Origin of the sequence: Cryobacterium arcticum (assembly GCF_003185895.1) — a bacterium.
GTDB classification, from domain to species: Bacteria; Actinomycetota; Actinomycetes; order Actinomycetales; family Microbacteriaceae; genus Cryobacterium; species Cryobacterium arcticum.
Genome location: NZ_QHLY01000005.1, coordinates 334,993 through 348,946, shown reverse-complemented (window position 1 = coordinate 348,946; position 13,954 = coordinate 334,993). Strand labels below are relative to the sequence as shown.

Genomic DNA, 13,954 nt, shown 5'->3' with positions numbered 1-13,954 from the left:
ATCAGCTGCGTGCGGGAGAGGTCGGAACGACGACGAGCGGCACCGGCAGGGCGTGCAGCATGCGGTGGGCGGTGATGCCGAGGAAGATCGTGCTCGGTGCGGCGAGGCGGCTCGAGCCGACGAAGGCGAGCTCGTCCGGCCGCCAGTCCAGCGCTTCGACGGCCTTCTCGACGCTGCTGCCTGAGCCCACCTCGGTGCTGATGTCGCCCTGGCTGTGTGCGTGTCGTTGGTAGTAGGCGAGCACGGTGTCGAGGTGCGCCGAGCTGCCGGCGGCCACCGGCGACTGCTTCTCGCGGGCGGCGTCCACCTCCACCAGGGTCACGAACCGCAGGTCCACCTCGAGCCCCTCGGTGAGCGCCACCACGGAGTCGAGCAGTGTCTCCCAGCCCGGGCGGGTGCCGATGGCGCAGGTGATGCGTGTGATCTGGGTCGGCGCTGAGTAGCCCTGCGGCGCGAGCGCGACGGGAACGGGGGAGGCGTGCAGCAGGGCATTCGCGACGCTGCCGATGGTGAACCGGTTGAACAGGCCGCCCCGGGCGGCGCCCACCACGATGCGGTCGGAGTCGAGATCGGCGGCCGCCTGGATCAGGCCCTCCGAGGTGGAGTCGGCCCAGAGCAGGTGGGTGGTGGCGGTGACGTCTGCGGGCACCCAGCCGGCCGCCGTGCCCAGCCACTCGTGCGCCTGTTTGGCGAGCAGTACCTCGAAGTCCGAGCTGGCGGCGTGGATTTTCGCGGGCGCGGCCCCGAGCCGTTGCAGCACCAGGCAGATGCGCAGTTCGGCCTCGGTGAGCCGGGCCATGGCCACGCCGAGTTCGAGGGCTTCCCGGCCCTGGGGGGTGGCCTCGTAGGCGACCACGTAGTTCGGCACTCGCGTCACGCTGTTCTCCTTGGTTCGGTACTCGTGGCATCCGGCGCGGTGTGGCCGTTCTCGTGCTGATGGTCGGCGACCGCACCGTCGTGATGGTCATGGCCGGCATGGTCATGGTCGGCGTGGTCGTGCCCGGCGTGCTCCATACCGGGGGCGCAGTGCGCGGGGCTGGGTTCCACATCGAGCGAGGGGTTGCGGTCGAAGAAGCCCACCGGCTTCAGCCAGAACGAGACGATGTCGGCGGGCATCACCGGCCACTCCTCCGGCCGGGTGATGTGGTGGATGCCGAAGGTGTACCAGAGCACCACGTCGGTGTCGCGCACGGTGCGGCCGGCCTGGATCCACTCGGGCAGGCCGTGGTCGACGCCGCTCTGGTTGACGAACTCGCCGCACGGCCAGCGCTCGCCGGAGTCGTTGGGGGTGACCCAGACGGTGTGGCCGATCACCTGCGCGCGTTGCAGCGCCGGCGCCGACGCGTGGAAGAACGACGGGATCGCCCCGCCGGGCACGAGCTTGTACGACACCGGGGTGCCGAGCCCGTTCGGGGTCTTCTCGTTCACGACCTTCCAGGCGCGCTGGGTGTTCCAGTCGAAATCGTCGAAGCCCTCGGTCTCGATCGGGGTGTTCTGCTGGGTGAGCGCCAGGCCCAGCGGGTTACCGGCGTCGATCGGTTCGATGCGGGTCTCGCTGCGATAGACGGTGTTGCTGGGGCCGTCGATGTCGAGGTCGAGCCGGGCCACGATGAAGTGCTGGTGGAACGGCGCGTAGGTGCGCTCGTCGACGAGGGTGCCGTTGGGATGCGGCTGCCCGGCGGCGAGGTGGGTGACCACCATGATGCCGGTGGCACGCACCTCGCACTCGATGTTGCCGTCCTGGTAGAACCGCCAGTAGACCAGGTATTCGTAGTTGGCCACGGTGACGTGGAAGGACACCACCAGCCGGCGCATCCGGCGCACCTCTGCGCCGCCGTCGTGGTCCACGTGCTTCCAGAGCACGGCATTGTCTTCCTCGTGGATGCAGAACGCGTTCGGGATCGTGTACGGCTCGCCGGCGCTGTTGTGCAGCACCGCGTCGAGGTAGCGAATCTCGCCCAGGCAGTCGCAGCCGAGTTCGAGCGAGGTGGTCATGAAGCCCAGCCCCCACTCGCCGATGTCGAAGGCGGTGCGGCGGAAGTGGTCAACGCTCGGGTCGCGGTACGGCACCACCATCTCGGCGAACGACAGCCGGTTGGCGATCGGCCGCACCCGGCCGGCATCCGTGTAGGTCACCTGGTGCAGGGTCATGCCCTCGCGGTAGTTGAAGCCCACCCGCAGTGACCAGTTCTGCCACTGCACGAGGTTGCCGTCCAGGCTGAAGCTGGGGCCCTCGGGCTGCACGATGTCCAACGGCTTGAGGGGCGGCCGGGTGCTCGCTTTGCGGATGCGCTCCGGCACCAGGTGCGGCACGTACTCACCCATCACCGCCGGCGGGTCGACCGTGAAGGTGTCCTCCACCTCGAGCAGGTTCATCGTGTTCACGTCGATCACGAAGTGCAACCCGCTCACCGGCCCGGCGTAGGGGTTGGCGCCGGCACCGGCGCGCACCCAGACATCCGCCCAGCCCAGGCGCAGGCCGCGGTACTTGTCGGGGATCACGGCGTCGCCGTAGGTCCAGGTGTCGATGAAGACGTGTTCGAGGTCGGTGATACCCCGCTTGGCCAGGGCCGCAACGACCTCCGGATGCGCGCGCAGCGCGGTGTCGGCCTCTTCCCACTCGTCCACGGTGAAGTTCGCCTGCACGCCGGGCACCTCGCCCCACTCGACCACCCGGTCGGTGTCGAGCGACACCACCGCCACCCAGGTGGTGTTGGAGGCCCGCTCGAGCACCACAGCGCGTGCCCGGCGCTCGGGCAGCACCCCGTCGTTCTCGAACGCCGCGATGGCTGCCCGGGGAGGTTCGACGAGTTCGATCGAGGCGAACCGCCAGCCCTCGCCCACGCCATGGGCGCGGCCGAGCACGGCGGCCGCCCGAGTGAACTCCGGGCCGGACAACGGGTCGAGCGGGTGAAAGGTCATCTTCGGTTCCTCTTGTTCGGCACGACCGGCGGTTATTCCAGCGAGCTCATCACGTGCTTGATGCGGGTGTAGTCCTCCACGCCATACATGGAGAGGTCCTTGCCGTAGCCGGAGTACTTGAACCCGCCGTGCGGCATCTCGGCGGTGAGCAGGATGTGGGTGTTGATCCAGACCGCACCGAAGTCGAGGTCGCGGGAGACCCGCAGCGCGCGGGCGTGGTCGCGGGTCCAGACGCTGGAGGCGAGGGCGTAGCGCACGTCGTTGGCCATGGTGATGGCCTCCTCCTCGGTGCTGAAGCTCTGCACGGTGATCACCGGGCCGAAGGTCTCGTCTTGCACGATCGCATCCGTCTGCCGCACCTGGGTGACCACGGTGGGTTCGAAGAAGAATCCGGTGTCGCCCACCCGGTGGCCACCGGTGGTGACCACGGCATGGTCGGGCAGCGCCGCCACCTTGTCGACCACCTCGGTGAAATGCCGCACATTGTTGAGCGGGCCGAAGTAGTTGTCGGCGTCGTCGGCCGAGCCGGTGGTGCGCTGCTCGGCCTCGGCATTGAACGCGTCGACGAACGCGTCGTGGATGGACTCGTGCACGAGCACCCGGGTGATCGCCGTGCAGTCCTGGCCGGCGTTGTAGAAGGAGAAGTCGGCGATGGCGGAGGCGGTCTTGGCCACGTCGACATCCTCGAACACCACGGCGGGTGCCTTGCCGCCCAGTTCGAGGTGGGCCCGCTTGAGGGTGTGCGCGGCACCGGAGGCCACGGCCATGCCGGCCCGCACACTGCCGGTGATCGAGATCAGCCCTGGCACCGGATGCTCCACGATGAGCGAGCCGGTGGAGGCGTCGCCGAGCACGATGTTCATCACCCCGTCGGGCAGGATGCCCTGGCTGATGCGGGCGAGTTCGAGGGTGGACTCCGGGGTGGTGTCGCTGGGCTTGAGCACGAGGGTGTTGCCCACCGCCAGGGCCGGGCCGATCTTCCAGATCGCCATCAGCAGCGGAAAGTTCCACGGTGTGACTTGGCCGACCACGCCGATCGGTTCGCGGCGCACCCAGGAAGTCATGCCCTCGATGTACTCCCCGGCGGATTTGCCCTCGAGCAGCCGGGCGGCGCCGGCGAAGAACCGCAACTGGTCGGCGCCGGCGGCCACCTCGTCGGTGGCGATAGTGGCGCGCGGTTGACCGGTGTTGCGGTGCTGGGCCTCCACCAGGGCGTCGCTGTTGGCATCGACGGCGTCGGCGAGTAACAAGAGGGCCCGCTGGCGCTCCGAAGGAGTGCTCCTGCTCCAGCCGGGAAAGGCGGCCTTGGCGGCCGCCATGGCGTCGTTCACATCGCTCTCTACCGAGACCGGCGCCTGCGCCACCGTCTTGCCGGTGGACGGATCGACGATGTCGAGCATCTCCGAGCCGGCCGGAGCCACGAATTGGCCGTTGATGAAGTTGGCAAGAATGGGGGTGCTCACGGTGCTCCTCTACGTTGAGACAGGTCCGAAAACGCCGCCCAGCCCGCGCATGCGGGAGAGCAGCGTTTCGGGGCCAGTATGGCACCTGGCCGGGATAAACGGCACCCCCGGCGGACATGCGCCGGGGGCCGATTCGACTGCCGGAACCGCAGCTTCTTTCGTTCGCACACCTGTCGTCGAGGGTGAAACGCAGATCCTGCGACACATCCGCATGTGACGCCATGTTTCGACCGAGGATGTGGGCGGTGCACGAAAACGTGAGCATAGGTCCATGCCCAGACAGATTCGCTTCAATGCCTTCGACATGAACTGCGTCGCCCACCAGTCCTCCGGCTTGTGGCGCCACCCCGACGACCGGTCGCAGAGCTACACCGACCTCGCGTACTGGACCGAACTGGCCAAGCTGCTGGAGAAGGGCCGCTTCGACGGCATCTTCCTCGCCGATGTGTTGGGCACCTACGACGTGTACGGCGGCACCAACGAGGCGGCGATCCGCAACGGCGCACAGATCCCCGTCGCCGACCCGCTGCTGGTCATTCCCGCGATGGCATATGTCACCGAGCACCTCGGTTTCGGCGTGACCGCCGGCACCGCCTACGAGCACCCGTACCCGTTCGCCCGCCGCATGTCCACGCTCGACCACCTCACCAAGGGCCGGGTCGGCTGGAACGTCGTCACCGGCTACCTGCCCTCGGCCGCCCGCAACATGGGCAACGAAGACCAGCTCGAGCACGACGACCGCTACGACTACGCCGACGAGTACCTCGAGGTGCTGTACAAGCTGTGGGAGGGCTCCTGGGAAGACGACGCCGTGGTGCGCGACGCCGCATCCGGGGTGTTCACCGACCCGAGCAAGGTGCACTCGATCGGGCACTCCGGCAAGCACTTCCAGGTGCCCGGCATCCACCTCTCCGAACCGTCGCCCCAGCGCTCGCCCGTGATCTACCAGGCCGGCGCCTCCAGCCGGGGCATCGCGTTCGCCGCCGGCAACGCCGAGGCGATCTTCGTGGCCGCGTCGACAAAGGAGGTACTCAAGGGCACCGTCACCAAGATTCGCGACGCTCTCGAGGCCGCCGGCCGTGACCGGTACTCCGCCAAGATCTACACGCTGCTCACCATCATCACCGACGGGACCAGCGAGAAGGCCCAGGCCAAGTACCTCGACTACCTCAGCTACGCCAGCGAAGAGGGCGCCCTGGTGTTCATGTCGGGCTGGATGGGCGTGGACCTGTCTGAATTCGCGCTCGACGAACCGATCGGCAACGTCAAGAGCAACGCCATCCAGTCGGCGGTGGCCAACTTCCAGGCCGCGAACCACGACGGTTCGGAGTGGACGGTGGGGGACATCGCCCGCGCCGGCGCGATCGGCGGGCTCGGCCCGTTCATCGTGGGCTCCGGTGCGGAGATCGCCGACCAGCTCGAGGAATGGGCCGCCGAGACCGACGTGGACGGGTTCAACCTCGCCTACGCCATCACGCCGGGCACCTTCGAAGACGTGGTCACCTGGGTGGTGCCCGAGCTGCAGAAGCGCGGCGTCTACCCCACCGAGTACACCGAGGGCACCCTGCGGCACAAGCTGCACGGCCGCGGCGACCGCCTGCCCGACGAGCACCACGGCGCGAACTTCCGCGTCGGCGTGCCCGTCGCCTGACCCTCCTCCGCCCCGCACGCAACGCTCAACAGGACTCGATAGGGAGCCCCGCATGATCAGCCTCGAACAGCTGACCAAGGTCTACGGCCACGGTGACCAGCGCACCGTGGTGCTCGACCGGCTCGACTTCAGCGTCGACGCCGGCGAGATCTTCGCCGTCGTCGGCCCCAGCGGCGCCGGCAAGAGCACCCTGGCGCAGTGCGTCAACCTGCTCGAGCGGCCCACCAGTGGATCGGTGCTGGTGAACGGCGAGAACCTCTCCCAGCTCAGCGAGAAGCAGCTGCGGGTGGCCCGGCGCCGCATCGGCACCATCTTCCAGTCGGATGGCCTGTACTCGCGGCGCACCGCCGCCCAGAACGTGGCGCTGCCGCTGGAGTACCTCGGTGTGACCGCAGCGGAAACCCGCGCCCGGGTGGCCGAGCTGCTGGGCCGCGTGGGCCTGTCGAACAAGGCCGGGCACTACCCGCACCAGCTCTCCGGCGGTCAGCGCCAGCGGGTGGGCATCGCCCGGGCGCTGGCCCTGCGACCCAGCGTGCTGCTCAGTGACGAGGCCACCTCGGGCCTCGACCCCGACTCGACCCGCTCGATCGTGGCGCTGCTCAAGGAACTCCGCGACGACCTGGGCCTGTCGATCCTCTTCATCACCCACGAGATGGACACCGTGCTGCAGGTCGCCGACTCCGTCGCCCGCCTCGACCACGGCCGCATCGTAGAGAGCGGCCGGATAGTGGAACTGTTGCGCGACCCGGCCTCCGGCCTCGGCCGAGCGCTCCGCCCCGCCCGGTCGCACGAGAGCGCCGCGGCCGACGCCACCGAATGGTTCGTCAGCTACACCTCCGCCGCCGTGCCCGCCGACTGGCTCACCCGGCTCGCCGACCAGCTCGGTACCACCGTGTCGCTGCTCGGCGCCTCGATCGAAACCGTCGACGGCGCCACCGTGGGGCACGCGAGCATCGGCGTCACCGGCGCGGACCCCGACCACCTCATCGCCGTGGCCCAGAGCCTCGGCCTCGACGCCCGCACCGAGCAGCCCGCCGACGAGCCGGCCGAGATTCTGGAGCAGGCCGCATGAGCATCCTGACCGCGACCCTGACCGGCCCGCTCCCGCTGAACAACAACGTGCCGGTCGCAGACATCCCGGCGCTGGTCTTCCCGGCGCTGCTCGACACCCTGATCATGGTGGGCATCGTGATGCTCATCGTCGTGCTGGTGGGCATCCCGCTCGGCGCCCTGGTGCACAACCTCGCGCCGGGCGGCCTGTTCGAGAACCCGGCGCTGCACACCACTCTCAGCTGGATCGTGAGTATTGGCCGGTCGCTGCCGTTCCTCATTCTGATGGCGGCGATCGTGCCGTTCACCAGATTCATCACCGGCACCAACATCGGCATCGCCGCGGCCGTCGTGCCGATGTCGATCGCCGGCATCGCCTTCTTCACCCGCATCGTGGAGAACTCCCTGCGCGGGGTGCCGCCCACGCTGGTGCGGGTGGCGAAAGCCTCCGGCGCGTCACCGCTGCAGATCATCCGCACCGCCCAGCTGAGCGAGGCGCTGCCGTCGATCATCGGCGGACTCACCATCAACACCATCGCCATGATCGAGTACTCCGCCATCGCCGGCACCATCGGCGCCGGCGGCATCGGTTACGTCGCGGTCACCTACGGCTACCAGCGCTTCGACAACACGGTCATGCTCGCCACGATCGTGATCCTCGTGGCCACCGTGGCCTCGGTGCAGTTGATCGGCGACCGGCTGGTGCGCCTCACCACGCCGCACAGCCGCACGCAGGCCCGCCTGCCGCGTGCCGCCCGGCGTGAAGCGAGCCTGGTGTGACCCGCCGCGCCCGAGGGCTGCCCGCACGCCCGCCGCGCCGAATGCCCGGGGCGAGCTGTCCGGCCTGAGGCCGAACTCGCCCGACCTGATCTGACTCCCGCGCCCCTGCTTTTCCGGCCGCGGCCAGACCCCGCCTGCCCGCGCGCCCGCACCGGGCCCGCTCGGCTCCGCTCGTTTACGGCCCCGCACGGCCCCGCACGTTTACGGCCCCGCACGGCCCCGCACGTTTACGGCCCCGCACGGCCCCGCACGTTTACGGCCCCGCACGTACGTGCACGTCCCGCATGCGCCCGCCGGCCATGCACTCCCCCGCACTCCTGCACAGCACGCAGACCTCACCCCGAAGGATCCCCCATGTCTGAACCCACTACTCCCGCCACTCCGCCCGTCGAGCCGCACGGCTTCGCCCTCAAGAAGCGCCGCCGCTGGCCGTGGATCGCCGGCATCGCCGTGGTCGCCGTGGCCGCCGCGACCGCGATTGCCGTGCCGCTGCTGAACCCGGCCAAGTCCGCCAACGCCACCGAGGGCGCCACCCTCATCGTCGCCACCGCGGAGGGCAACGCGGCCGAGCAGGCCCTGGTCAACTTCGTCGCTGAAGAGGTCGCCCCCAAGTACGGCATCACGGTCGAGTTCAAGGGCCTCGCCGACAGCAACACCATCAACCGGGCCGTGAGCGAGGGCGAGATCGCCGGAACGGTCTACCAGCACAAGCTCTGGCTGAGCCAGGTGCTCGAGTCCAACCCCGACTTCAAGGAGACCGCAGCGACCCCGGTGTTCCGCTGGGGCTTCGGTCTGTGGAGCGACAAGTACACCAGCGTCGACCAGGTGCCGGATGGCGGAACGGTGTCGCTGTACTCCGACCCGGCCAACGAGGCGCAGGGGCTCTGGCTGCTGCAGGAGGCCGGCCTGATCACCCTCAAGGACGGCACCACGGCCGGCACCGCCACTCAGGATGACATCGCGACCAACCCGAAGAACCTCAAATTCACCCTGCTCGATTTCGCCGCCCAGAGCCGCGCGCTGCCCGACCTCGACCTCGCCGCCGGTTACACCGAGTACTACCTGGCCGCGAGCATCCCGATCGAGCAGCAGATCTTCGCCCCGGCCGCCCCCGACGAGTTCGCCGGCCAGCTCACCATCGGCAGCGACTTCGCCGACACCGAGAACATCAAGAACCTGGTCGCCGCGTTCCAGGACCCGGCCGTGCAGGAGTTCCTCGCCACCGACGAGACCGTGAAAGGCATCCTGCTCCCGATCGACGCGAAGTAGCCCGCCCCCGCTCGCTGGTCGAGCTTGTCGAGACTTCGTGAGCCGACCAGCGGCTCCGAGGGCTTGATACGCAAGCAATAGCTTGCCTATGATGGGCGCATGGGAGACATCTTCCGAGCACTTGCCGATCCGACCCGGCGCCAGATCCTCGACGAACTCACCATTCGCGATGGCCTGACGCTGTTCGAGATCTGCGGTCGGCTGATGATGTTGCACGGCGTGGTGTCCAGCCGCCAAGCCATTTCCCAGCATCTCGCGGTGCTCGAAGAGGCCGGCCTGGTGCACACGCGCCGGGTCGGCCGCACCAAGATCCACGAGCTGAACACGGCACCTCTTCGCGAGATCATCGACCGCTGGCCCATCACCCCCTAGGAGCAGCCATGCCCATCCGCATCAATATCACCAGCATTTTCGTCGACGACCAGGCGAAGGCCTTGGCCTTCTACACCGAGAAGCTCGGTTTCGTGCCGAAGAACGACGTGCCCCTGGGCCCGCACCGCTGGCTCACCGTGGTCGGGCCGGGGGAGCCCGACGGCACCGAATTGCTGCTGGAACCCGACGAGCACCCCGCGGCCAAGGCCTACCAGCGGGCCCTGGTCGAAGACGGCATTCCGGCCACCTCGTTCGCCGTCGACGACGTCGCCGCCTTTGTGCGCGAGCTCGAGGCCAAGGGCGTGACCGTCACCCAGCCGGCCACCGAGATGGGCCCGGTGGTGGTCGCCACGATCGACGACACCTGCGGCAACCTGATCCAGCTGACCAGTCCGGCCTGATCTGTCGGCTCGCCTGGTCTCGACAAGCTCGACCAGCGGTGGGGCTGGTCTCGACAAGCTCGACCGGCGCAGGCTCGACCAGCGGTGGGGCTGGTCTCGACAAGCTCGACCGTCGCAAGCTCGACCAGCGGGGGCTCAACCAGCGGTCGGGACAGCCCGCGCGATCGTCACCCGGGTGCGGTACGGCATGAGGTACTCGGTGCGACCGGCCAGGTCGGGGTGGGTGTCGAGCAGTTCGTCGAGCCGCACGAGCAGTGCCGCGCGATCGGCCGGCGCCATCGTGATCACGTAGCTGCGCGAGGTGACCATCGCGATCAGCTCCTGGCGGGTGAGCGGGTTCTCCCAGAGGATCTCGGCGTAGTCCTCGATCGCGAGCGGCGCGGCGACGGCCGGCTCGTGGCTGTTGTACTGCTCAGCCTTGGACGAGCCCATCACCTCGCCGAGCTGCTCCACCCACTCGACTTCGGGGTCGCGGATGTTCCAGACCAGGGCGAGCGCACCGCCCGGCCGCAGCAAGCGTGCCACTTCGGCCGAGGCGGCTGGCACGTCGACCCAGTGCCAGGACTGCGCGAAGGTCACCAGATCGGCGCTCGCATCCGGCAGCGGCATCGCCTCGGCGGTGCCGGCCAGCGCCTGCACCGAGGGGAAGTTCGACACGAGCCGGGCGCGCATCTCCGGGTCGGGCTCGACGGCCGTCACGGTGAGACCACGGGCGACGAGGGAGGCGGTGAACTTGCCGGTTCCCGCTCCCACGTCCACCACCTCGGCCACCGCTCCCGCCCGGTGCAGCAGCCAGTCGACCGCCTCCTGCGGGTAGCTCGGCCGGCCCAACTCGTAGTCGCCGACGGCCTGGCCGAATGAGAGTGCGTCTGTGGTCATGCCTTCCAGTGTAGGAAGGCAGCCCGCTACCAGGGCACGATGCCGTAGCGGCTCTGGAAGGTGCCGGTGGGACCGTCGGCGGCCAGCGTCGCCAGCCGCACGATCGCATCCGTGCCCTCTTCAACGGTCTGGTGGCCGGAGAAGTTGTTGAAGGCGGTGCCGGTGTAGCCGGGATCGGCCGCGTTCACCCGCATGCCCGGCAGGGCGCGCGCGTACTGGAAGGTGAGCATCGTGAGGCTGGCCTTGGTGACCGAATAGATCGACGGCGGCACGTTGGCCTCGTCGGTTCCGGCCTCCTCGTTGCGGGCGAACGAACCGACGCCGCTGCTCACGTTCACGATGCGTGGATTCTCCGACAGCGCCAGCAGCGGCACGAAGGCGTGGGTCATCCGCGCAACGCCGAGCACGTTGGTCTCCAGGCCCACGGCGACATCGGCCGCTGTCATCTCAGCGAGAGGCCCGAGCGGGCCGAGAATGCCGGCGTTGTTCACCAGCACGTCCAGGTGGCCGTAAGTCTCTCGCACCCACGCGGCGGCGGCGTCCACGCTCGCGTCGTCCGTCACATCAAGCTGCACAAAGGTGGCGCCGAGTTCATCGGCCGCGGCCTGGCCGCGCTGGGCGTCGCGGGCGCCGAGCAGCACGGTGTGCCCCTGGGCGAGCAAGCGGCGGGCGGTTTCGTAGCCGAGGCTCTTGTTGGCCCCGGTGATCAAAGTGAGAGTAGTCATGGCATCCACTCTCGCCGTGCCGGCATGGCGCCGGAAGATACGCCCGGTCGGTAGGACGGCCAGTACCACCCAGCAGCGTGACGCGCAGACGATACTGGAAAGATGACCGAGAACCACCGCGAGTTCGGGGCGCTGCTGCGCATCTGGCGCGACCACACCACGCCCGCCGCCGTGGGTCTCTATGCCGGATCCCGCCGCACCACCGGACTCCGCCGCGAGGAACTCGCCGCCCTGGCCGGCCTGTCGGTGGACTACATCATCCGCCTCGAGCAGGGCCGCACCGTGCACCCGTCGGCGCAGGTCGTGGCGGCGCTGTGCCGGGCGCTGCCCCTGAGCGACGACGACACTGCCGTGCTGCATCGGGCGGCCGGCCTGGCCGCCCCGGTCGGGGCCATCTCCCACCTCATTCCCGCGGGTGTCGAACGGTTGCTGCTGCGCACGACGGATGCGCCGGTCGCGGTGTTCAGCGCCGACTGGTGGCTGCTCAGCTGGAACAGTCACTGGGCCGCCCTGCTCGGTGACCCCGCGGCCCTCACCGGACGGGACCGCAACCTCATCTGGCGAGACTTCACCGGCGACCACAGCCGGGTGGTGAAGACCGAGGCGGAGCGGGACGCCTTTCGTGACACCCTCGTTGCCGACCTGCGGATCGCGGCGATCGAGCATCCGACCGACACCAACCTGCACGCCCTGGTCGCCGACCTGCACGGCCGCAGCGCCGACTTCTCCGCCCGCTGGAGCGCCGCCCGGCCGGCCCGCCACGAGTCGAACCGCAAGACCATCGATCACCCCAGGGTGGGCGCCCTAACCCTGGATTGCGATGTGTTGAACGCACCCGGCAGCGACGTGCACGTTGTGATGTACTCCGCGGCGCCGGGTACCGAAGACGCCAGTCGCCTCGACCTGCTGAGGGTGCTCGGCGTCGAGGCGTTCACCGCCTGAGCGCGGTCGTCATGGCGTCGCCGCCTCCGGCCGGTGCACGCCCCGCGGACGGTAGCCGAGTGACTCGGACACACCGACCAGGTCGGCGAGGTACCAGACGATCGCCAACCACATCTCGGTGCCCTGCAAGCCGGGAATCGTCTCCGGCAGCCCCAGGGTGTCGTGGTCGGGCGCGCGGAACCCGAAGCCCGCCGCATCCGTCCAGAAACCCAGGGCGTCCTCGAGCAGGCGGCGGGCCAGAGCGCGTACCTCGTCGGAACGATAACCGGTGGCCCTGGTCAGCCACAGGGGGTGAGCGATGTCGAGCACGTTGCAGGCGTTCTGGCTGGCTGGAGCGAAAAAGCGGTCGTCGCGCGCATGCTGCAGCACGGTGTCGATCACGCGCTCGGGGTAGGGGAGTGGCAGACCGAATTGCGCGAATGTGCCCCGCGAGGCGCGGTAGAACCCATTGACGAGCTGCAACAGCCCGTCCTCAGGGGCGGCGCTGCCCCACATGCCCGTTCGGGGATCGGCGTGGGTGAGCAGCCAGCCGAAGAGGGCGTCGGTGGCCCCGGTCGGAATCGAGTCGCCGCGCAGCCGGCTGAGATGCTGGGCGGTGCCGATCGCATCCACCCGGTGTCCGGCCGACCAGGCGTTCGTGTGCCACGGCAGGTCGTCGAGGGCCGCAATCGTCTCCGCGGCCGAGACCGTTGTGGCGAGAGTCAGGGGAACGGCGAACCCGCTGCCCAACAACTGCAGGGAGTACCCGACGCAGAGCACGTGGTACGCGGCATCCGGATCGTCGAAACCGGTCGACCCGGCCGGGGCCGGATCCGACGTGAGCGCCGCGACGGCTCCGGTGCCGGGGTCCTGCCAGCCGCGCAGCCGATCCACCTGCTCTCCGACCGGCAGCTGCGGCGGGGCGCTGCCGAGCAGGAGGTCGGCGATCTCCACAGCATCACACTGGGCGCGCACCGTGGGTGCGGCACCAGGGCGATCGACGAAGAGACCGGAGCGGGCGTCGAACGAGCGGTCTAGCACGGTGAGGGCCTGCGCCCGCGCGGTGTCGGCGAAAGCGGCGACCCTCATGCCGAGCGCATCGCGAGCGTTGTCGACGGGCACTGCCGGAGCGAGGCGCGACCGGATCAGCTTGGCCGGATTTCCGCCGACGATCGCCCCCGTCGGCACGTCCTTGGTCACTACCGCGCCCGCGGCGAGCACGGCATGGTCGCCCACCGTGATGCCGTCGAGGATGACGACGTGCGAGCCGATCCAGACGTCGTTTCCGATGCGGATGCCGCGGCTCTCCAGGGGTTGGCGGAAGAACTCGACCTCCATGGTCGTCATCGTGTGATTGAAGCCGATGATCGAGGTGTGTGCGCCGATCCGCACCGCGTCGCCGATCTGCACAGTGCCGCGGATGACGGTGTAGGCGTTCATGCTGCAATCGCGTCCGGTGCGCAGTGACCCGGTGAGATAGGCCCCGGCCGCGATGTAGGTTCGGTCGCCGAGCTCGAGCTC

Annotated in this window: 12 protein-coding genes and 1 pseudogene; 7 read left to right on the top strand and 6 right to left on the bottom strand. The window is 69.2% G+C overall.

Annotated features, from left to right (window positions below):
* Position 1: 1 nt before the first annotated feature.
* From CTB96_RS03220 to CTB96_RS03210, 3 genes are read right to left on the bottom strand one after another with little or no spacing between them, the layout of a single operon-like run.
* Positions 2-877: a universal stress protein gene (locus tag CTB96_RS03220; protein ID WP_110125461.1), complete on the bottom strand. Its 876-nt coding sequence runs from the start codon at positions 875-877 to the stop codon at positions 2-4.
* Positions 874-2,958 carry a primary-amine oxidase gene (locus CTB96_RS03215; protein WP_282433112.1) on the bottom strand — a complete coding sequence of 695 codons (2,085 nt, stop codon included), beginning with the start codon at positions 2,956-2,958 and terminating at the stop codon, positions 874-876. The genes CTB96_RS03220 and CTB96_RS03215 overlap by 4 nt, the downstream gene beginning before the upstream one ends.
* Complete coding sequence (locus CTB96_RS03210; RefSeq protein ID WP_110125459.1) at positions 2,955-4,385, bottom strand: aminobutyraldehyde dehydrogenase; 1,431 nt, start codon at positions 4,383-4,385, stop codon at positions 2,955-2,957. The genes CTB96_RS03215 and CTB96_RS03210 overlap by 4 nt, the downstream gene beginning before the upstream one ends.
* A gap of 271 nt (positions 4,386-4,656) precedes the next feature.
* Here CTB96_RS03210 and CTB96_RS03205 point away from each other — a divergent pair, with 271 nt between their 5' ends.
* The 6 genes from CTB96_RS03205 to CTB96_RS03180 all read left to right on the top strand — a co-directional run bounded on the left by CTB96_RS03205 (position 4,657) and on the right by CTB96_RS03180 (position 9,908).
* On the top strand, positions 4,657-6,036 hold the full coding sequence (locus CTB96_RS03205; RefSeq protein WP_110125458.1) for an LLM class flavin-dependent oxidoreductase: 1,380 nt from the start codon (positions 4,657-4,659) through the stop codon (positions 6,034-6,036).
* A 52-nt stretch (positions 6,037-6,088) separates the two neighbouring features.
* The gene (locus CTB96_RS03200; RefSeq protein ID WP_110125457.1) at positions 6,089-7,108 is read left to right on the top strand and encodes a methionine ABC transporter ATP-binding protein; all 1,020 of its coding nucleotides are present in this window, start codon (positions 6,089-6,091) and stop codon (positions 7,106-7,108) included.
* Positions 7,105-7,866, top strand: a complete 762-nt coding sequence (locus CTB96_RS03195; protein ID WP_110125456.1) for a methionine ABC transporter permease — start codon at positions 7,105-7,107, stop codon at positions 7,864-7,866. The genes CTB96_RS03200 and CTB96_RS03195 overlap by 4 nt, the downstream gene beginning before the upstream one ends.
* Positions 7,867-8,220: 354 nt before the next feature.
* Positions 8,221-9,135, top strand: a complete 915-nt coding sequence (locus CTB96_RS03190; RefSeq protein WP_110125455.1) for a MetQ/NlpA family ABC transporter substrate-binding protein — start codon at positions 8,221-8,223, stop codon at positions 9,133-9,135.
* A gap of 99 nt (positions 9,136-9,234) precedes the next feature.
* Entirely contained in the window at positions 9,235-9,507 is a 273-nt protein-coding gene (locus tag CTB96_RS03185; protein ID WP_110125454.1) for an ArsR/SmtB family transcription factor, read from the top strand.
* An 8-nt stretch (positions 9,508-9,515) separates the two neighbouring features.
* Positions 9,516-9,908: a VOC family protein gene (locus CTB96_RS03180; protein ID WP_110125453.1), complete on the top strand. Its 393-nt coding sequence runs from the start codon at positions 9,516-9,518 to the stop codon at positions 9,906-9,908.
* Between the two features lie 135 nt (positions 9,909-10,043).
* Here the strand turns inward: CTB96_RS03180 and CTB96_RS03175 are convergent, their stop codons facing one another.
* Both CTB96_RS03175 and CTB96_RS03170 read right to left on the bottom strand, forming a co-directional pair.
* Positions 10,044-10,787, bottom strand: a complete 744-nt coding sequence (locus CTB96_RS03175; RefSeq protein WP_110125452.1) for a class I SAM-dependent methyltransferase — start codon at positions 10,785-10,787, stop codon at positions 10,044-10,046.
* Between the two features lie 26 nt (positions 10,788-10,813).
* Positions 10,814-11,512, bottom strand: coding sequence for an SDR family NAD(P)-dependent oxidoreductase (locus tag CTB96_RS03170; RefSeq protein ID WP_110125451.1), 699 nt, complete (start codon positions 11,510-11,512; stop codon positions 10,814-10,816).
* A gap of 102 nt (positions 11,513-11,614) precedes the next feature.
* On the opposite strand from CTB96_RS03170, the gene CTB96_RS03165 reads away from it, so the two are divergent.
* On the top strand, positions 11,615-12,454 hold the full coding sequence (locus tag CTB96_RS03165; protein ID WP_110125450.1) for a helix-turn-helix domain-containing protein: 840 nt from the start codon (positions 11,615-11,617) through the stop codon (positions 12,452-12,454).
* Between the two features lie 1,113 nt (positions 12,455-13,567).
* On the opposite strand, the pseudogene CTB96_RS21000 reads toward CTB96_RS03165, so the two are convergent.
* Positions 13,568-13,723: pseudogene (locus CTB96_RS21000) on the bottom strand (DapH/DapD/GlmU-related protein); the annotation flags it as partial.
* Between the last annotated feature and the right edge of the window lie 231 nt (positions 13,724-13,954).